This is a genomic window from Leisingera sp. JC11 (assembly GCF_040704725.1).
GTDB lineage: Bacteria > Pseudomonadota > Alphaproteobacteria > Rhodobacterales > Rhodobacteraceae > Leisingera.
This window is the reverse complement of sequence record NZ_JBFCVS010000003.1, coordinates 164,277-181,759: the sequence shown is the minus strand read 5'-3', so window position 1 is coordinate 181,759 and position 17,483 is coordinate 164,277. Positions and strand designations below refer to the sequence as shown.

Genomic DNA, 17,483 nt, shown 5'->3' with positions numbered 1-17,483 from the left:
GCCAGCCAGAGCAGTGCAGTTGCAAGGCACGTTCTCACCGCCGCGCATTCCAGCTGAGGGAGACATGGCGGCGGGTGTAAAACTCACCCATCAGGCCAATCACGATCAGCACCAGCGCAATCCAGGCGGCGTATTGCCAGGAGCTGAAATGCGGGTTGTAGTTGATGAACACGAAGCCCCGGGCCTGGTCTATACAATGAAACAGTGGGTTCCAGTCGAACATCGCCAGCATGAAGCTGGGCAGCGTGTTGGCCAGGAACATCTTGCCCGAGGCAATCATGTTGGCCCGCTGGTAGATCATCATCAGGATGCTGACAAAACTGGGCGCCCAGGGCTTCAGCACCAGGAAGACAAGCCCCACGCCGAACCCGGTGATCCAGGCCAGCAGCACCATGCCGAAGGCGGGAATGGGTTCCTCGATATGCACGGGCGTGTAGGCAACGTGGTAAGCAAACAGGATGATGATCAGCGACAGAACCTGTATATAGAGCGCGCCGATGGCGGCAGACAGCAGGGCCACCATCGTGTTCATCGGGGCATGCTGCATCATCGGGCTGCTGGGGCCTTCGGCGCCGGCAACGGCACTGACGGTCTTGGTGTGCACCATGAACAGGTAAACGCCGGACATCACATAAAGCAGGAAATCGCCGCGGATGGCCGAACCGCGCAGCCCCAGAACCGCAAACATCACATAGAAGGCAGCCACGAACAGAATTGTCTGCATCAGGTTCAGGCCGAGAGCGATGAAGGCGTTGTTGTGCTTGGAACGGACGCTGCGCACGGCGGAATGGAACACCACTTCGCTCAGGGAGAGAAATCCGGACAACCAGGATTGCTGCGTGCGCTGCTGAAACATGAGACCTGTGTTCTCTGCCCTTATCTGATGCGGCTGCTTGCCGTTCTGCTGTCCGCGCATCATAAGGGGCGGGAGGCAAATTTTCAATTAAACCCGTGTTGGGGAGATCCAAGTGACCTATGACGACCTGGTGCCCGTGATCCGCCGCCTGGCCATCCAAGCCGGTGCGAAGATCATGGAGATCTACAATTCCGACGATTTCGACGTGAAGGTGAAATCCGATGACAGCCCGGTGACCGCAGCGGATGAAGCCGCGGATGCGCTGATCTCTGCCGGCCTGCGGGCGGCCTTCCCGGATATGATGCTGGTCACCGAGGAGCAGGCAGCCTCGCACAAGGAGCGCGGCGACACCTTCCTGATCGTCGATCCGCTGGACGGCACCAAGGAGTTCATCCACCGCCGCGGCGATTTCACCGTCAACATCGCGCTGGTGGAAAAGGGCGTGCCGACCCGCGGCGTGGTTTATGCGCCGGCGCGGCAGCGGATGTTCTTTACCCTGGCCGATGGCAGCGCGGTTGAGGAAACCGGCGCCTTCGATCCCGAAACCATCGGCGAGACCCGCCCGATCCGGGTGGCCGACAGCGACAATTCCGCGCTGATGGTGGTGGCATCGAAATCGCACCGCGATCAGGCCACTGATGACTACATCAACAAATACAGCGTGAAAGACAGCAAGAGCGCGGGTTCCTCGCTGAAGTTCTGCCTGGTGGCGACCGGCGAAGCGGATATCTACCCGCGTGTCGGCCGCACCATGGAGTGGGACACCGCCGCGGGTCATGCGGTGCTCGCGGGCGCTGGCGGCAAGGTCGTGCGTTTTGACGATCATTCCCCGCTGAAATACGGTAAGGAAGGCTACGCGAACCCGTTCTTTATCGCCTATGCTCCGGCCGTGGAGCTGAAGGAAGCCTGATGTCTGTCCTGATCGTCATTCCCGCCCGCTATGCCTCGACCCGTTACCCTGGCAAGCCGCTGGTGCCGCTGACCGGGGCCACCGGTGAAAAACGCTCGCTGGTGGAGCGCTCCTGGCGGGCGGCCTGCTCGGTTCAGGGCGTGGACCGGGTGGTTGTGGCGACGGATGACGATCGCATCAAACAGGCAGCGGAGGCGTTCGGGGCCGAGGTGGTTATGACCTCGGAGACCTGCGCCAATGGCACCGAGCGCTGCGCCGAGGCGCATGCGGCGCTGGGCGGCGGCTATGAGATCGTGGTGAATTTGCAGGGGGATGCGCCGCTGACCCCGCACTGGTTCGTCGAGGATCTGGTGGCGGGGCTCCGGGCGGCGCCCGGCATGGGGTTGGCAACGCCGGTGCTGCGCTGCAATGGCGAGACGCTGAACAGCCTGCTGGCGGACCGCAAGGCGGGCCGCGTCGGCGGCACCACGGCGGTATTTGCCGCCGACCATAGTGCGCTCTATTTCTCCAAGGAGGTGGTGCCCTATTGCGGGCATACCTATGGGGATGGCGAAAACACGCCGGTCTTTCACCATGTCGGCGTCTATGCCTACCGCCCTGACGCCTTGGCAGCGTATCCTGATTGGGATACAGGGCCGCTGGAACAGCTTGAAGGGCTGGAGCAGCTGCGCTTCCTGGAGAACGGCCGCAAGGTACTGTGTGTTGAGGTGGAGGCGCGCGGGCGCGAATTCTGGGAGCTGAACAACCCGGAAGACGTGCCGCGGCTGGAAGCCATGATGAAGAAGATGGGTCACGAGTGAGTTGATTATGGTAATGAGTGATAGAAGAAAAGCGGTGCTGCCGAAGTCCGGCAGCAGGGGGCAGCGGGCAGTTGCTTTACATTTTTTTGGAGATAGCCGGGTATAGTGCAGGCCAGTTTTGCTGCGCTTTGCGCAGTGTCAGCGTCCAGCCCGGAATTTGAGTGCAGAGAGAACAACATGCGTAAAAAAGTAACCAAGGCGATTTTTCCCGTAGCCGGATTGGGGACACGGTTCCTGCCGGCAACTAAATCCGTCCCGAAGGAGATCATGACCCTGGTCGACCGGCCGCTGGTGCAATATGCGATCGACGAGGCGCGTGCCGCCGGGATCAAGGAGTTCATCTTCGTCACCTCGCGCGGCAAGGGCGCGCTGGAGGACTATTTTGATCATTCGCCGGTTCTGGAGCAGGAGCTGCGCAAGAAGGGCAAGGATGATCTGCTGGAGATCCTCAAGAGCACCGACATGGAATCCGGCGCCATTGCCTATATCCGGCAGCACAAGGCGCTTGGCCTGGGCCATGCTGTCTGGTGCGCTCGGCGCCTGATCGCCAATGAGCCCTTTGCGGTGATCCTGCCGGATGACGTGATCGCGGCGGAAAAACCCTGCCTGCAGCAGATGGTCGAGGCCTATGAGGAAACCGGCGGCAACATGGTTGCCGCGATGGAGGTCCCGCGGGAAAAGACCTCGTCTTACGGTGTGCTCGACGTGAAGGACGACATGGGCCAGGTGGTTTCCGCCAACGGCATGGTGGAAAAGCCGAAAGCCGAAGAGGCGCCGTCGAATCTGGCGGTGATCGGCCGTTATATCCTGGCGCCGTCGGTTCTGAAGAACCTCAACAAAATGAAGCAGGGCGCAGGCGGCGAGATCCAGCTGACCGATGCGATTGCCGAGGATATTGCCCAGGACGTGCCGGTTTACGGCTACCGTTTCAACGGGCAGCGGTTCGATTGCGGCTCCAAGGCGGGTTTCCTGCAGGCCACCGTGGCCTTTGCGCTGGCGCGGGATGAGCTGCGGGATGACCTTATGAGCTACATCACCGAGATTGCGCAGGTCGGCAAGGCCGCGCAGTGACCAACTGGCCGCCCTTCCCGGGGGCGGCCCAGCATGGGGCAGAGACAGTGACCAATATCCTTGTGACCGGCGGTGCCGGATACATCGGCTCGCACGCCTGCAAAGCGCTGAAGGCAGCGGGTTATACTCCAATAACCTATGACAACCTGGTGACCGGCTGGCAGGACGCGGTGAAATTCGGCCCCTTTGAGCAGGGCGACCTGAACGACCGCGCGCGGCTGGATGAGGTGTTTGCCAAATACCAGCCGGCCGCGGTGATGCACTTCGCTGCCCTCAGCCAGGTGGGCGAGGCGATGAGCGAGCCGGGCCGCTACTGGGCCAACAACACCGGCGGGTCGCTGAACCTGATCGAGGCCGCGGTGGCGGCGGGTTGCCTGAACTTCGTGTTTTCGTCGACCTGTGCCACCTACGGCGAGCACGACAATGTGGTACTGGACGAAAACACCCCGCAGCTGCCGCTGAATGCCTATGGCGCGTCCAAGCGGGCGGTGGAGGATATCCTCAAGGATTTCGGCGCCGCGCACGGTCTGCGTTCGGTGATCTTCCGCTACTTCAATGTGGCGGGTGCCGACCCTGAGGCAGAAGTCGGTGAGTTTCACCGCCCTGAGACCCATCTGGTGCCGCTGGTGCTGGATGCGGTTGCGGGAAAGCGGGATGCGCTGACCATTTTCGGCACCGACTACGACACCCCGGACGGCACCTGCATCCGCGATTATGTGCATGTCTGCGACCTGGTGGATGCGCATGTTCTGGGCCTGAAGTGGCTGGAAGACGGCAACGGCAGCCAAGTGTTCAACCTGGGCACCGGCTCGGGCTTCTCGGTGCGCGAGGTAATGGACAAGGCGGAAGCCGTGACCGGGCAGAAAGTGCCCTGCACCACGGGCCCGCGCAGGGCCGGCGACTGCACCAAGCTGGTGTCGGGCTCCACCCGCGCGGTCACCGATCTGGGCTGGGAGCCGCGCCGGTCCAGCCTGGAAACCATGATCGCTGACGCCTGGAAATGGCACAAGACAGGCCACTACGAGCGCTGACAATGACCAGGCCCGCCGCCCCAGATCTGCCGCCGCTAGGCCTCACTGGGGCCTACCGGATGCGGTGGAAGCGGCGGCGGATGCTGTGGCGGGCCCTGCGCGCGCGCCGCCAGATGCAGAAACTGGCGGATCGTACCCGGCAGATCCCCGGGGACGGCGTTCTGGTGTTTACCGTTCTGCGCAACGAGATCACCCGGCTGCCCTATTTCCTGGAGCACTACCGGCGGCTGGGGGCCGCGCATTTCCTGGTGGTGGACAACTCTAGCGATGACGGCAGTGCAGAGCTGCTGGCGGAGCAGCCGGACGTCTCCGTGTGGCGCACTGAAGGCAGCTACCGGGACACGCGGTTTGGCCTCGATTGGCTGGGCTGGCTGCTGATCCGGTACGGCCACGGGCGCTGGTGCCTGACCGTGGATGCGGATGAGCTGCTGGTATATTCCGGCATGGAGGATCACGGGCTTGGCGCCCTGACGCAGCGGCTGGAGCAGGAGGGGCGCGACGGCTTTGGCGCGCTGATGCTGGATCTGTATCCCAAGGGACCGCTGGGGGCGCAGAGCTATGTGCCGGGACAGGATCCGTGCGAAGTGCTGGAGTGGTTCGATGCCGGGCCATACCGCTCGGTGCGGCAGCAGCCGATGGGCAATCTTTGGGTGCAGGGCGGCGTGCGTGCGCGCGTGTTTTTCCCGCAGGAGCCGGAGCGGTCGCCGACGCTGAACAAGCTGCCGCTGGTCCGCTGGAGCCGGCGCTATGCCTACGTCAATTCAACCCATTCGCTGCTGCCGCGGCGGCTGAACGGGCTGTATGACGGGCCGGGCGGTGCGGCGCCGTCCGGGGTGCTGCTGCACACGAAGTTTTTGCCCGAAATTGTTTCCAAATCGGCAACCGAAAAGCAGCGGCAGCAGCATTTTCACACGCCGCAGCTGTTCGGGGGCTACTACGACCGGATCATCGAAGCACCGGATTTGTGGCATGCCGGGTCTGTGCGGTACCGCGGCCCGGAGCAGCTGGCGGCACTGGGGCTGATGACGCCGCTGGGCTGGTGACGCCGGGGCGAGGTCCTGCTGACTGTTGCAGGGGCGCCGTACGCCCGCGTAACTGTTTCTAAATCCATTGTTAATAGACTGTGCGCGTGACATATTGCGCGGAAGCCCGGAACAGGTCCTTGGCGGACTGGCCGGGCGGGGCGCTCCTGGGACAGTGGTTTGGAGTAATCGTGGGGCTTTGGGATTCTTACCGGATGCGGTTGCGGCGCAAGCGGCGGCTTGTGCGCGCGGTGCGCAAATCCGGTGAGCTGTCGCCCGTTCAGGACAACACCCGCGCCATCCGCCCCGGGGATATCCTTCTGGTCTGCACCATGCGCAACGAGCAGATCCGGCTGCCGTATTTCCTGCAGTACTACCGCGGCATGGGCATCAACCATTTCCTGTTCGTGGACAATGGCTCCACCGACGGCACCGCGGATTATCTGCGCGGGATGGCGGATGTCTCGTTGTGGCACACCACGGCGAGCTACAAGCGCGCGGGCTTTGGCATCGACTGGATGAACTACCTGAAGCGAAAATACGCGCATGACCACTGGGTGCTGGTGGTCGATCCGGATGAGTTCTTTATCTACCCGTTCTGCGACACGCGGCCGATCCGGGCGCTGACCGACTGGCTGGACAATTCGGCGATCCGCAGCTTCTCGGCGATGCTGCTGGATGTCTATCCCAAGGGCCGGATCAGCGAAGTGCCGTATCAGGCCGGGCAGAACCCGCTGGAGATCGCCCATTGGTTCGACAGCGGCAATTACACCATCAGCCGCAACCCCGAGTACGGCAACCTGTGGATCCAGGGCGGCCCGCGGGCGCGGGTGTTTTTTGCCGATCAGCCCAAGAAAGCGCCGGCGCTGAACAAGATCCCGCTGGTCAAATGGCACCGCCGCTACGCCTTTGCCAGCTCCACCCATGCGCTGCTGCCGCGCGGGCTGAACCAGGTCTATGAAACCGATGGCGGCGAAAAGGCCAGCGGCGCGCTGCTGCACACCAAGTTCCTGGATACCTTCACCGCCAAGGCCGAGGAGGAGCTGGTGCGCGGCCAGCACTACGGCGGGTCTGCGGAGTACAAGGCCTATGCCGCCAAGCTGGCGGAGCAGCCGGAGCTGTGGTGCAAGTGGAGCGAGAAATACATCAACTGGCGCCAGCTTGAGATCCTGGGTCTGATGTCCAAGGGGAACTGGGCATGAGCACGGTCGGGGTTGTCATGCTGGTGCATACGGCGCTGGAGCGGGCGGCCCAGGTGGTGCGCCACTGGACCGCCAGCGGCTGCCCGGTGGTGCTGCATGTGGACCGCAATGTCAGCCGCGAGAGGTTCACCCGCTTCCGCCAGTCGCTGGAGGGCAACCCGCTGGTGCGGTTTTCCGCCCGCCACCGCTGCGAATGGGGCACCTGGGGCATTGTCGCCGCCTCGCAATCGGCGTCGGAGGTGATGCTGGCGGAGTTTCCGGACGTGCGCCATGTCTATCTGGCCTCGGGCTCCTGCCTGCCGCTGAGGCCGGTGCAGGAACTGGCCGGCTACCTGGCCGTGCGCCCGAATACCGATTTCATCGAAAGCGCCACCACCGCGGATGTGCCCTGGATTGTCGGCGGCCTCAGCCACGAGCGTTTCACGCTGCGCTTTCCGTTTTCGTGGAAGCGGCACCGTTACCTGTTCGACCGCTACGTGGACCTGCAGCGCAAGCTGCGCATCAAGCGGCGGATCCCTGCCGGGCTGGTGCCGCATATGGGCAGCCAGTGGTGGTGCCTGACCCGCAAGACCCTGTCGGCGATCCTGCAGGATCCGGAGCGTCCGGTTTACGATGCCTATTTCCGCAAAGTGTGGATCCCGGATGAAAGCTACTTCCAAACCTTGGTGCGGCTGTATTCCAGCAATATCGAGAGCCGCTCCCTGACGCTGAGCAAGTTCGATTTTCAGGGCAAGCCGCATATTTTCTACGACGACCATCTGCAGCTCCTGCGCCGGTCCGACTGCTTTGTCGCCCGCAAGATCTGGCCGCATGCGGAGCGGCTCTATCAGGCCTTCCTGGCTGATCCGGCCGGCGCAATGAAACGGACCGAGCCGAACCCCGGCAAGATCGACAGGATTTTTGCCAAGGCGGTGGAGCGGCGCACCCGCGGGCGGCCGGGCCTCTACATGCAAAGCCGGTTTCCCGGCCATGGGGCCGGGAACGGGGTCACTGCCAGCCCCTATTCGGTGCTGCAGGGTTTCACCGAGCTGTTTGAGGATTTCGAACCCTGGCTGGCCCGCACAACCGGCGCCCGGGTGCACGGCCATATCTTTGCGCCGGAGGGGGCTGAGTTCTGCGAAAATCAGAGCCAGGTGAACGGCTGCCTGAATGGCAGCGCCAAGGTGCGCGACTATAACCCGGAGAGCTTTCTGACCAGCCTGATCTGGAACACCCGCGGTGAGCGCCAGTGTTTTCAGTTCGGGCCGCGGGACAATCAGGCCGTGAACTGGCTGGTGGCGCGGGACAACAATGCCCAGGTTTCAGTGATCAGCGGCGCCTGGGCGATCCCGCTGTTCAAGTCCAGCCGCGGTTTTGCGGAGCTGCGCCAGGAAGCTGCCAGGCTGCAGCAGCGCGAGGCCGAGCAGTTGCAGATCCTGCGTTCGCAATGGACCAAGGCACGGGTGCGGATCTGGACCATGGCGGAATTTGTGGAAGCGCCGATGGAGCCCTTGCAGACCATCATCGACGAGATCGGCCCGCTGGCTGCGCGGCACCTGGGCGAAGCACCCAGGATGACGGATCTTGAAGGCTTCGGGCAGTTCCTGCAGAATCTGAAGAACCAGGGCATGCATCCCTATCTGATGGGGGATTTCCCGGCCGGGCAAAGCCCTGCCAGCCCGTCCAAGCCGCTGCGTAAACCCTATCTGGTGCGATAATCCCTGATGTCTTCCTCTTCCTTTGATTACTTTGCCGTCTTTGCAGAAATGCGGACCGGCTCCAATTTCCTGGAGACCAACCTGAATGCCTTTGACGGGCTGACCTGCCATGGCGAGGCCTTCAACCCGCATTTCATCGGCTATCCGAACAGCACGGATATCCTGGGGGTGACCAGGTCGATGCGGGAAGCGGATCCTGAGCGGCTGATTCAGAAGATCAAGGCGGAACCGAACATGCTTGGCGGCTTCCGCTATTTCCACGACCATGACCCGCGGGTGCTGGACCTGATGCTGGAGGATCCGCGCTGCGCCAAGATCATCCTGACCCGCAATCCGCTCGACAGCTATGTGTCCTGGAAAATCGCCAAGGAAACCGGCCAGTGGAAACTGACCAATGTGAAGCGGCGCAAGGATGCCAAGGCGCGGTTTGATGCGGCGGAGTTCGCCGCCCATGTCGGGGCTTTGCAGGACTTCCAGATCACCCTGCTGAACCGGCTGCAGGCGCTGGGGCAGACCGCGTTTTATGTGGCTTACGAGGATCTGCAGAGCGTTGAGGTGATGAACGGGCTGGCCCGCTGGCTGGGCGTCTCCCAGCAGCTGGAGGCGCTGGACGGAAGCCTCAAGCGGCAGAACCCGGCGCCGGTGCTGGCCAAGGTGGCCAACCCGGACGAGATGCAGGAGGCGCTGGCGGGCCTGGACCGGTTCAACCTGACCCGGACGCCGAACTTCGAGCCGCGGCGCGGCCCGGCGGTGCCGGGTTATGTGGCCGGGGTGGCAACGCCGCTGCTGTATCTGCCGCTGAAGGGCGGGCCGGAGTTGGAGGTGGTGCAATGGATGGCCGGACTGGACCGTGTGGCGCCGGAAGGGTTGATCCAGGGGATGAACCAGAAGCAGCTGCGCCAGTGGAAGCGCGGCAACAAGGGGTTCCGCAGCTTTAGCGTCCTGCGCCACCCGGCGGCGCGGGCGCACGCAGTGTTCTGCCGCCGGATCCTGAATGCGGGCGAGGGCAGCTACCGTCAGATCCGCAACACGCTGCGGCGCCAGTTCGGCCTGCCGCTGCCGGAGGAGGGACCGGATGCGGGCTATTCCCGGGCGCAGCACCGGGAGGCGTTTGCGGGATTTCTGGAGTTTGTCCGGGCCAGCCTGGCGGGGCAGACCTCGGTCCGGCTGGATGCGGAATGGGCCACGCAGAGCCAGGCGCTGGCCGGGTTTGCCGAGCTTGGCCCGCCGGATCTGCTGATCCGCGAGGATGAAATGGGCGAGGACTTGCCCGCGCTGGCCCGCAAGCTGGGCCGGATGGAGCCGGGCGCAGTGCCGGAAGCGGATCCCGAGACACCCTTTGCGCTGGCGGATATCTATGATGCGGAGCTGGGGGCGCTGATCGCCTCAGTCTACCAGCGTGACTACCTGGCCTTTGGATTCGGGCCCTGGCGGCAGGGCTGACCCTTCCGTTCCCGCTGCAAACTCAGCGCTCCCGCGCCCGCTGGATGTTCAGCGGTCTGAACGCCTTGGGCCGGGCGCCGCACGGGGTGCGGCGCGGGCTTGGAACAGCGGCGGTGCCGGTTTTCCAGAACACATGCCCTGCGGCCGCTGTTGCGTGCCGGGGCCGCAGCATCGCCGATGCCCGTGCCTCAGGCCGCCTGGACGGACTGGCCTTCGGTCAGGATGGTGTAGAGCGTGGCCGGATCGTGATTGGCACGCAGCTTGGTGCAGAAGCTCTGCTCCCGCAGAGTGCGCGACACCAGCGCCAGCGCCTTCAGGTGTTCGACACCGGCGTCTTCGGGGGCAAACAGGGCAAATGCGATGTCCACCGGCTGACGGTCAACCGCGCCGAAATCCAGTGGTTTTTCCAGGATCAGGAATGTGCCGCAGACCTCGCTGATGGTGTCGAGCCGGGCATGCGGAAGAGCCACGCCGTGGCCGACACCAGTGGGACCGAGGCTTTCACGGTCCAGCAGCGCTTCGAGTGTGGGCTGGGCATCCAGGCCGTATGCGGCCTGAGCGACCTCTGCAATCTCCTGGAACAAGCGCTTCTTGCTCGAGACCGCTCCGATTACCCGGACGGCCTCTGGCTTGAGGATGCTGGAAATCTGCATGTGTCTGCTCCGTTCCGGCGCCCCTTGGGGGGCGCCGATGCCTTAGGTGTGTTTACGGATCGATCCAGCCGATATTGCCGTCGTCGCGGCGGTAGACCACATTCAATCCGTCTTTGCCTTCGTTGCGGAAAACCAGCACCGGGGCGCCCGCCAGCTCCATCTGCATCACCGCTTCCCCGACAGACAGGGAGGGGATACGGGTCTCCATTTCGGCGACGATGATCGGCTGCAGCGAGTCCGGCTCGGAATCCGCTTCCTCAGAGGCGAGGATATACGAGTTGGCGCCAAGATGTTCAACCGGCTCGCTGCGGTCCTTGTGGTGATCCTTCAGGCGGCGCTTGTAACGGCGCAGCTGCTTTTCCATCTTTTCGCAGCAGGCGTCGAAGGCGGCGTAGATCTCGGTTTCGTGCGCCTTGGCCTGGGCACTCAGCCCGGTCGACAGATGGACAGTGGCTTCACACACATATTCATGCGCCGAACGGGAAAAGACCACAGTCGCGTCGGTGGGCCGTTCGGCGTATTTCTGAACGGCCGAACCGAGCTCGTTCTGCACATGAACCTGCAGAGCTTCGCCGATGTCGATCTGTTTGCCGCTGATTTTGTAACGCATGTGATCTCCTTCACAAATTATTGCGGCCGGGCCCGCCGCCAAGGCAAATCCTTGGCAGTGTCACGTCAGGTCCGGAACCGGGGGGCAGGCCAGCGGTCCGGTTGCATCCGTCCGGGCCTTGTCGCCAAGGCTTTTGTTCGGACTGCATCGGACTGCGCGTATGCCATAGGTCAATTCGACGGCAAGACAGCGGGAGAGTCAATGGATAACCGGAAAAAGAAACTGGGGTCTCCGGCGGTTTGTTGCAGCCGGCGGAAGGCGCGCAGGGGGTCAGGAAATGCGGAAGTTATCACCCAGGTAGACGCGGCGGACGTTCTCGTTTTCCACCACTTCCCCGGGGCTGCCGGACATCAGAACCTGACCGTCATGCAGGATATAGGCACGGTCGACGATCTCCAGCGTTTCGCGCACGTTGTGGTCGGTGATCAGCACCCCGATGCCGCGTTTCTTGAGGTCGGCAACCAGATGGCGGATGTCGCCGACTGAGATCGGGTCAACCCCGGCAAAGGGTTCGTCGAGCAGCAGGTATTTGGGGTCGGCAGCCAGGCAGCGGGCGATTTCCACCCGGCGGCGTTCACCGCCCGAGAGCGCCAGCGCAGGGGCGCGGCGCAGGTGCTCGATCGAGAAATCCGACAGCAGTTCCTCCAGCCGTTCGCGGCGCTTGTGCTCGTGCTTTTGCGAGATATCCAGCACGGCGGAGATGTTGTCCTCCACCGACAGCCCGCGGAAAATCGACATCTCCTGCGGCAGATAGCCGATGCCGAGCCGCGCGCGGCGGTACATCGGCAGGCCGGTGACGTTCTGGCCGTCAATGCTGACGGTGCCCGCTTCGGGGAACACCAGCCCGGCAATGGCATAGAAACTGGTGGTCTTGCCAGAGCCGTTGGGGCCGAGCAGCGCCACCACCTCGCCGCGGTTCAGGGACATGGAAACGTCCCGGATCACCACCTTCTTGCGGTAGGATTTGCGCAGCCGTTCGATGCGCAGCCCGGAGGAGCCCTCGGTGACAGTCAGATCCGGTTTCGCCATCAGTTGCTGCCGCCGTTCGCATTGAGGATGGTTTTCACCCGGCCGGCCATGCGGGCGGTGCCCGAGGTGAGATTCACCTCCAGCCGGTTCGAAGCCAGGGTGCCGTTCTCCTGGTTCAGCAGCACATTGCCGGTCATCACGATGGTGCCGCGGTCGATGGTGTATTCGGCGCGCTGAGCCTCGGCGGCATCCGGGCCGCTGACCAGCAGCACGTTGCCGGTCGCTTCCAGCCGTTCGATGCCGGCCTTGCCGCCGCTTTCGCCTGCCGTCTTGTAGATCACCAGAACCTTGTCGGCAGAGAGCCGCATGATGCCTTGCACGATCAGGACATTGCCGGTGAATTCAGCGGAGCCATCGGTCTGGTTGACGGCCAGATTGTCGGCAGTCACCTCAACCGGCTGGCTGGGGTCGGCCTTGACCGCGCCAAAGGCAACGGAGGCCGTTTGTGCCATTGCGAGGCCAGGAAACACCGCGAGCGGCAGGCAGAAAATCAATGCGCGCAAATAGGACACAGGTTATCTTTCCGGTTGCTGAGGTTCATATAGCAGCTTCACCCCGTTTTTGAACAGCATATGGACCGGACCGCCTTCGGTTTTTGCACTGATCTGCATGTTACCTGCGGTCAGCTTGCCGATTGCGCCGGTTGCGCGCACCGGGCCGGGGCTGCTGGCCTCAAGCCCGCTGAGAGCGGTGTTCAGCTCTTCGGTCTCGACAACAAGTCCATCCGCGGAGGTGATGGTCACATGGCCGGTAAAGCGCGCCATGTCCTGGCCGGGGTGGATGGCACCGGTTTCGGAGGCAAGGGTAATCCTGCCGCCCTCAGCCAGCCGGAACTCTGCCGAGAGGTCGCTGGCAACCGCCGGAGCGCCTTCGCCGCCGGGGCGGGCCAGTGCCGCGGTGACCATGATCTCGTCGCCCTGTGCGGTGGTGCCGGAAAAGAACGGCGCGGTGACCTGCTGGCCTTTCATCCGGTCCTCGATATCCCTTTGCGCAAAGGGGATCACCGCATCGGTGTTCACGCCGCGGGAGATCAGAAACAGGGTCGACAGCAAGACCAGGGCTGCCAGTGGCAGCAGCACCTTGAGGTAGGCGACGGCTCTGGAATGGCTGTCCATGCTATGCTCCCAGGTCCCCGTGTCAGCCCAGTCCTGCGCGCAGGCAGTCGTGGATGTGGAGAAGGCCTTCGGCCTTTTGGCCGTTGTCCGGATCGACCACGAACAGGCAGGTGATCTTGCGCTGGTTCATCACCGCGACGGCCTCCTGCGCCATGGCGCCGGGGGCGATGGTGGCGGGGCCGGTGGTCATCACCTCGGCCGCGGTCTTGTCCAGCAGTCCGTCCATGTGGCGCCGCAGGTCGCCGTCGGTGATGATGCCTGCCAGCGAACCATCGGCGGCAGCAACGCCGGCCACGCCAAATCCTTTCTGGCTGATTTCGATCAGGGCGTCTGCCATCGGGGTGGTCTCGGACACCAGCGGCAGCGCGTCATCTGCGTGCATCAGGTCGCGCACCTTGCTGAGCTGGGCGCCGAGCTTGCCGCCCGGGTGGAAGTCGCGGAAGTTTTCCGGGCGGAAATCGCGGTGCTTCATCAGCGCAATGGCCAGCGCGTCGCCCATCGCCAGGGTCAGCGTGGTGGAAATGGAAGGCACCATGCCAAAGCCGCAGGCCTCGCCCATCGAGGGGATCTGCAGATGGACATCCGCTTGCTTCATCAGGGTGCTGTCCATCTTGCTGGACAGCCCGATCAGCGGAATTCCGAACCGGCGGGTGAAGGCCAGCAGGTTGGCCAGTTCCGGCGCCTCGCCAGAGTTGGAGATCGCCAGCACCACGTCGCCGTCTGACAGCATCCCCAGGTCCCCGTGGCTGGCCTCGGCCGGGTGCACGAAATAGGCAGGCGTGCCGGTGGAGGCCAGAGTCGCCGCAATCTTGTGCCCGATGTGGCCGGACTTGCCGATGCCGCTGACGATGATGCGGCCCTTGGCACCAAGGATCAGCTGCACCGCTTCGGCAAAGCGCTCGTCCAGGCTTTCGGCCAGGGAGTTCAGCGCCTTGGCCTCATCGGTAATCACCTGCCGTGCGGTGACGAGGAATTTTTCTGTATCGGTCATGAGTGGGCAAAGATGTCCGTTTCGGGCCAGCCGGCAAGGTCCAGCTTGGCGCGCGTGGGGAGGAAATCGAAACAGGCCTGGGCCATTTCAGTGCGGCCTTCGCGGGCCAGCCGTTTGTCCAGCGCTTCGCGCAGCTTGTGCAGGTGCAGAACGTCCGAGGCCGCGTAGTCGAGCTGCGCCTCGGTCAGTTCTTCTGCTCCCCAGTCGCTCATCTGCTGCTGCTTGGAGATGTCGATGCCAATCAGCTCCTGGGTCAGGTTCTTGAGGCCGTGGCGGTCGGTATAGGTGCGCACCAGGCGGCTGGCGATCTTGGTGCAGTAAACCGGCGCGGCCAGGGCGCCAAAGGCGTGGTGCATTGCCGCGATGTCGAAGCGGCCGAAATGGAAGAGTTTCAGCACGTTGGGATCTTCCAGCATCCGGCACAAGTTGGGGGCCTCGGTCTGGCCCTTCTCTACCTGCACGATATGGGCATTGCCGTCGCCGCCCGACATCTGGATCACGCAGAGCCGGTCGCGGTGCGGATTGAGCCCCATGGTTTCGCAATCGATGGCGACAACGGGTCCGAGGTCCAGCCCGTCCGGCAGGTCGTTCTTGTACAGGTGATTGGCCACTGAAAGTCCCTTTTGATTATGATCGCGGCGGCAGGGTCTGGTGAGGAGATAGGCGCTTTGCCCGCCAAACTCAACCGCGCCATAAGAAGGGACCGGGTGCTAAAAATTCCTGAAACCAAGTACCCTGCGCGCTGGTTCTGCGCAGGGTTGTCAGCTAACGGCCATCAAAAAATAAAGTCATCTGCTCCAAGGCTGTTCAGCTCAACGTTCAATAGCAGGATTGAGCTGTCGTCATCCGTTGTGATTCTTACACCCTGTCTGGTTTGAACAGCCTGGTCTTCGACATCGCTGAAGTTGTTGACTGCGGAAACTCCGCTGAGGTCGATGCGCTCGGAGTACAGGCTGGTTGAAAAATCGCGGATCCGGTCATGACCGTGGCCGTCAGTGAAGATGAACACGTCATGGCTGTTGCCGCCGGTCATCACATCATTACCGGCGCCGCCGACCAACTGGTCCCGCCCGCCACCGCCGAACAGCCGGTCCTGCCCGCCGCTGCCAATCAGCTGGTCAACGCCGCCTCCGCCAAAGAGCCTGTCGGCGCCACCGCCGCCCATGAGCCTGTCATTGCCGTCCTGGCCTTCGAGCCTGTCGTTGCCATTGTCACCGGACAACCGGTCATTTCCAATGCCGCCAACCAGCCTGTCGTTGCCATTTGAACCGATCAGGTTGTCGTGACCACCGCCGCCAAAAATGGTGTCGTTTCCGTTGCCGCCGTCGGCAGTATCATTGCCGCCACTTGTGCGGATTTCATTGGATACCCCATTGCCGGTTATTCTGTCGTTTCCAGATCCGGAGAAAACGTTCTCTACAACGGTGCCGCGCGCTATGCCGATATTGCCGGTCAGCCCGTCACTGCTGGAGAACTGGCCCGGGCGCAGATCCACCCGGCTGTTTCCCTCATGGCTCCTGATATCCAGGGTATCAATGCCGCCCTGGTCGTAGATTGTGAAGGCGACGGCGTTGCCCTCGAAGCTGTTCTGCGGTCCGAAATAGTCGTCCAGCACACCGGTCAGGCTGCTGCCCGGACCCCAAACCGTGTTTCCGGCGGTTGCACCGCTGCCGTCCGGTGTGCCGTAGAGGTTCTGAATAGCGATGATGTCAGCCATCATCGGCGTGAGCAGATAAGCCCCGCTTGCGTTGGTGCTGCCGTTCTCGGTCTGGCTGAAGTAGGACATCACCGACATCTGCCAGCTGTCGTTGGTGAACTCCTCGTCGGTGCCATAGGTTGCGCTGCCGTTGTAGTTCCCCTGATGGCCCAGACCCAGGGCATGGCCGATTTCGTGGACATATGTCTGGAACGAATAGCTATCGATGCTGGTGCCGAATGTGTTCAGCCAGGGGAGCGAGACATTCACCGTTGACGAGGTGATCACGCCATTTGTCACTTCGGAGTCCGCATATGCAGTTGCACTCGACCCGTCGTCGGTGAACGTGATGTCTGCGCTACCGCTGGTTTCGGAGAACTCGATGCCGGCAACCATCTCCCAGGCGTCGAAAGCCCAGCGGGCCAGTCTTTTGCCGTCCGCTGTCAAGCCGTCAAGATTGACGGTGATCGTGTTGTCTTCGGAGGTGTCGAAGCTTCTGGCGGTCTGCCCCCGGTCTTCCCAGAAACCGTGCGTGAGGTAGCGGGCCATTTCCCAGGGCGAAGCCGGTTCAACTTTGTCAACTGACAGCGTGTAGCTGCCGGTTCCATCGTCGGCGTATGCGCCGGCATTGATGTAATAAGTACCGGAACTGGTTGCGGTAAACTTCATCGAGGAGTCCAGGCCTGGTCCGCTGTCGTCATTAAAACGGATCTGGGTTCCGTTCGAGGAGTGCAGCCGCAGGTAAGGGTCGCTGAGTGTTCCGCCGCCGCTGGCGTTGCCGTTCAGGTCGATGGAATATGTTTCTCCGGCATTAAAGGTAACAGCGACCCAATCCCGGTCGCCAGCATAAGTGAGATTTCCTTGGAACGTGTCGCCAGGAGACATGCGGTAGGATGTCCAGGTTCCATGCCCAGCGTCCGAAATTTCGACAATACTGGCGGAGTTAAAGTTGTCTTGGCCTTCGGCTGCAGCACGTTCAATGCAATCTAAACACATGAAAAATTTTCCTTTTGGCTCTTTAGGAGTGCGGGAAAACGCCAAACTATCAAAACAACCTTGGGCAGAAACTCTGTGTGCTTAAACCACTATTGCCGAATTGCTGAAAGCCCGGATCTTACTGCTTCGCCTGGAGTGCGGTAATAACGTTACGTGTACCGGTTGTGACGGGTGCGGTAAGCAAAGAAAAACAAACGCTTCCGCATATCAGTTCGGAATGGGAAATAGTTTGTCTTTGATTGGGAAATGGTGCCCAGGAGAGGACTCGAACCTCCACGTCCATACGGACACTAGCACCTGAAGCTAGCGCGTCTACCAATTCCGCCACCTGGGCAGGTGTCGTGAGACGGGCGTATAAGCG

17 protein-coding genes and 1 tRNA gene are annotated in these 17,483 nt (G+C 62.5%); 8 read left to right on the top strand and 10 right to left on the bottom strand.

What is annotated here, in order from left to right; all coding sequences use genetic code 11:
• Positions 1-34 precede the first annotated feature (34 nt).
• Positions 35-856 (bottom strand): ABC transporter permease, encoded by an 822-nt coding sequence (locus tag AB1A62_RS04635; RefSeq protein WP_366660534.1) that lies wholly within the window; start codon positions 854-856, stop codon positions 35-37.
• 112 nt (positions 857-968) lie between these two features.
• On the opposite strand from AB1A62_RS04635, the gene cysQ reads away from it, so the two are divergent.
• The 8 genes from cysQ to AB1A62_RS04595 all read left to right on the top strand — a co-directional run bounded on the left by cysQ (position 969) and on the right by AB1A62_RS04595 (position 10,032).
• A complete protein-coding gene (gene cysQ / locus AB1A62_RS04630; protein ID WP_366660263.1) occupies positions 969-1,766 on the top strand; it encodes a 3'(2'),5'-bisphosphate nucleotidase CysQ in 798 nt (265 codons plus the stop codon).
• Positions 1,766-2,566: a manno-octulosonate cytidylyltransferase gene (locus tag AB1A62_RS04625; RefSeq protein ID WP_366660261.1), complete on the top strand. Its 801-nt coding sequence runs from the start codon at positions 1,766-1,768 to the stop codon at positions 2,564-2,566. The genes cysQ and AB1A62_RS04625 overlap by 1 nt, the downstream gene beginning before the upstream one ends.
• 177 nt (positions 2,567-2,743) lie before the next feature.
• Entirely contained in the window at positions 2,744-3,637 is an 894-nt protein-coding gene (gene galU / locus AB1A62_RS04620; RefSeq protein ID WP_366660260.1) for a UTP--glucose-1-phosphate uridylyltransferase GalU, read from the top strand.
• Positions 3,638-3,684: 47 nt separating this feature from the next.
• Positions 3,685-4,668, top strand: a complete 984-nt coding sequence (gene galE, locus AB1A62_RS04615; protein ID WP_366660258.1) for a UDP-glucose 4-epimerase GalE — start codon at positions 3,685-3,687, stop codon at positions 4,666-4,668.
• Between the two features lie 2 nt (positions 4,669-4,670).
• Positions 4,671-5,711 (top strand): glycosyltransferase family 2 protein, encoded by a 1,041-nt coding sequence (locus AB1A62_RS04610; RefSeq protein WP_366660257.1) that lies wholly within the window; start codon positions 4,671-4,673, stop codon positions 5,709-5,711.
• Positions 5,712-5,905: 194 nt separating this feature from the next.
• On the top strand, positions 5,906-6,892 hold the full coding sequence (locus tag AB1A62_RS04605) for a glycosyltransferase family 2 protein (protein WP_366660533.1): 987 nt from the start codon (positions 5,906-5,908) through the stop codon (positions 6,890-6,892).
• Positions 6,889-8,589, top strand: coding sequence for a beta-1,6-N-acetylglucosaminyltransferase (locus tag AB1A62_RS04600; RefSeq protein WP_366660255.1), 1,701 nt, complete (start codon positions 6,889-6,891; stop codon positions 8,587-8,589). Before AB1A62_RS04605 ends, AB1A62_RS04600 begins: the two co-directional genes overlap by 4 nt.
• A 48-nt stretch (positions 8,590-8,637) precedes the next feature.
• Positions 8,638-10,032 carry a sulfotransferase family 2 domain-containing protein gene (locus AB1A62_RS04595; RefSeq protein ID WP_366660254.1) on the top strand — a complete coding sequence of 465 codons (1,395 nt, stop codon included), beginning with the start codon at positions 8,638-8,640 and terminating at the stop codon, positions 10,030-10,032.
• Positions 10,033-10,220: 188 nt separating this feature from the next.
• On the opposite strand, the gene AB1A62_RS04590 is transcribed toward AB1A62_RS04595, so the two are convergent.
• From AB1A62_RS04590 to AB1A62_RS04550, 9 genes are all read right to left on the bottom strand, one after another.
• Positions 10,221-10,685, bottom strand: coding sequence for a PTS sugar transporter subunit IIA (locus tag AB1A62_RS04590; RefSeq protein WP_366660253.1), 465 nt, complete (start codon positions 10,683-10,685; stop codon positions 10,221-10,223).
• Positions 10,686-10,737: 52 nt separating this feature from the next.
• Positions 10,738-11,295, bottom strand: coding sequence for a ribosome-associated translation inhibitor RaiA (gene raiA / locus AB1A62_RS04585; protein ID WP_366660251.1), 558 nt, complete (start codon positions 11,293-11,295; stop codon positions 10,738-10,740).
• 270 nt (positions 11,296-11,565) lie between these two features.
• Complete coding sequence (gene lptB, locus AB1A62_RS04580) at positions 11,566-12,324, bottom strand: LPS export ABC transporter ATP-binding protein (RefSeq protein ID WP_222503767.1); 759 nt, start codon at positions 12,322-12,324, stop codon at positions 11,566-11,568.
• Positions 12,324-12,776 carry an LptA/OstA family protein gene (locus AB1A62_RS04575; RefSeq protein WP_366660249.1) on the bottom strand — a complete coding sequence of 151 codons (453 nt, stop codon included), beginning with the start codon at positions 12,774-12,776 and terminating at the stop codon, positions 12,324-12,326. The genes lptB and AB1A62_RS04575 overlap by 1 nt, the downstream gene beginning before the upstream one ends.
• 63 nt (positions 12,777-12,839) lie before the next feature.
• Positions 12,840-13,439: an LPS export ABC transporter periplasmic protein LptC gene (lptC, locus tag AB1A62_RS04570; protein ID WP_366660248.1), complete on the bottom strand. Its 600-nt coding sequence runs from the start codon at positions 13,437-13,439 to the stop codon at positions 12,840-12,842.
• Positions 13,440-13,461: 22 nt separating this feature from the next.
• A complete protein-coding gene (locus tag AB1A62_RS04565; RefSeq protein WP_366660246.1) occupies positions 13,462-14,430 on the bottom strand; it encodes a KpsF/GutQ family sugar-phosphate isomerase in 969 nt (322 codons plus the stop codon).
• Positions 14,427-15,041: a ribonuclease D gene (locus AB1A62_RS04560; protein WP_366660245.1), complete on the bottom strand. Its 615-nt coding sequence runs from the start codon at positions 15,039-15,041 to the stop codon at positions 14,427-14,429. Before AB1A62_RS04560 ends, AB1A62_RS04565 begins: the two co-directional genes overlap by 4 nt.
• 164 nt (positions 15,042-15,205) lie before the next feature.
• The gene (locus tag AB1A62_RS04555) at positions 15,206-17,167 is read right to left on the bottom strand and encodes a M10 family metallopeptidase C-terminal domain-containing protein (protein ID WP_366660244.1); all 1,962 of its coding nucleotides are present in this window, start codon (positions 17,165-17,167) and stop codon (positions 15,206-15,208) included.
• Positions 17,168-17,369: 202 nt separating this feature from the next.
• A tRNA-Leu gene (locus tag AB1A62_RS04550) sits at positions 17,370-17,456 on the bottom strand.
• Positions 17,457-17,483 lie beyond the last annotated feature (27 nt).

Bases quoted from the DNA above. Each gene is read 5' to 3' on its own strand.
- AB1A62_RS04635 (WP_366660534.1), bottom strand. From the start codon at position 856: ATGTTTCAGCAGCGCACGCAGCAATCCTGGTTGTCCGGATTTCTCTCC.
- AB1A62_RS04625 (WP_366660261.1), top strand. From the start codon at position 1,766: ATGTCTGTCCTGATCGTCATTCCCGCCCGCTATGCCTCGACCCGTTAC.
- galU (WP_366660260.1), top strand. From the start codon at position 2,744: ATGCGTAAAAAAGTAACCAAGGCGATTTTTCCCGTAGCCGGATTGGGG.
- AB1A62_RS04610 (WP_366660257.1), top strand. From the start codon at position 4,671: ATGACCAGGCCCGCCGCCCCAGATCTGCCGCCGCTAGGCCTCACTGGG.
- AB1A62_RS04605 (WP_366660533.1), top strand. From the start codon at position 5,906: ATGCGGTTGCGGCGCAAGCGGCGGCTTGTGCGCGCGGTGCGCAAATCC.
- AB1A62_RS04600 (WP_366660255.1), top strand. From the start codon at position 6,889: ATGAGCACGGTCGGGGTTGTCATGCTGGTGCATACGGCGCTGGAGCGG.
- AB1A62_RS04595 (WP_366660254.1), top strand. From the start codon at position 8,638: ATGCGGACCGGCTCCAATTTCCTGGAGACCAACCTGAATGCCTTTGAC.
- AB1A62_RS04590 (WP_366660253.1), bottom strand. From the start codon at position 10,685: ATGCAGATTTCCAGCATCCTCAAGCCAGAGGCCGTCCGGGTAATCGGA.
- raiA (WP_366660251.1), bottom strand. From the start codon at position 11,295: ATGCGTTACAAAATCAGCGGCAAACAGATCGACATCGGCGAAGCTCTG.
- lptB (WP_222503767.1), bottom strand. From the start codon at position 12,324: ATGGCGAAACCGGATCTGACTGTCACCGAGGGCTCCTCCGGGCTGCGC.
- AB1A62_RS04575 (WP_366660249.1), bottom strand. From the start codon at position 12,776: ATGGCACAAACGGCCTCCGTTGCCTTTGGCGCGGTCAAGGCCGACCCC.
- lptC (WP_366660248.1), bottom strand. From the start codon at position 13,439: ATGGACAGCCATTCCAGAGCCGTCGCCTACCTCAAGGTGCTGCTGCCA.
- AB1A62_RS04565 (WP_366660246.1), bottom strand. From the start codon at position 14,430: ATGACCGATACAGAAAAATTCCTCGTCACCGCACGGCAGGTGATTACC.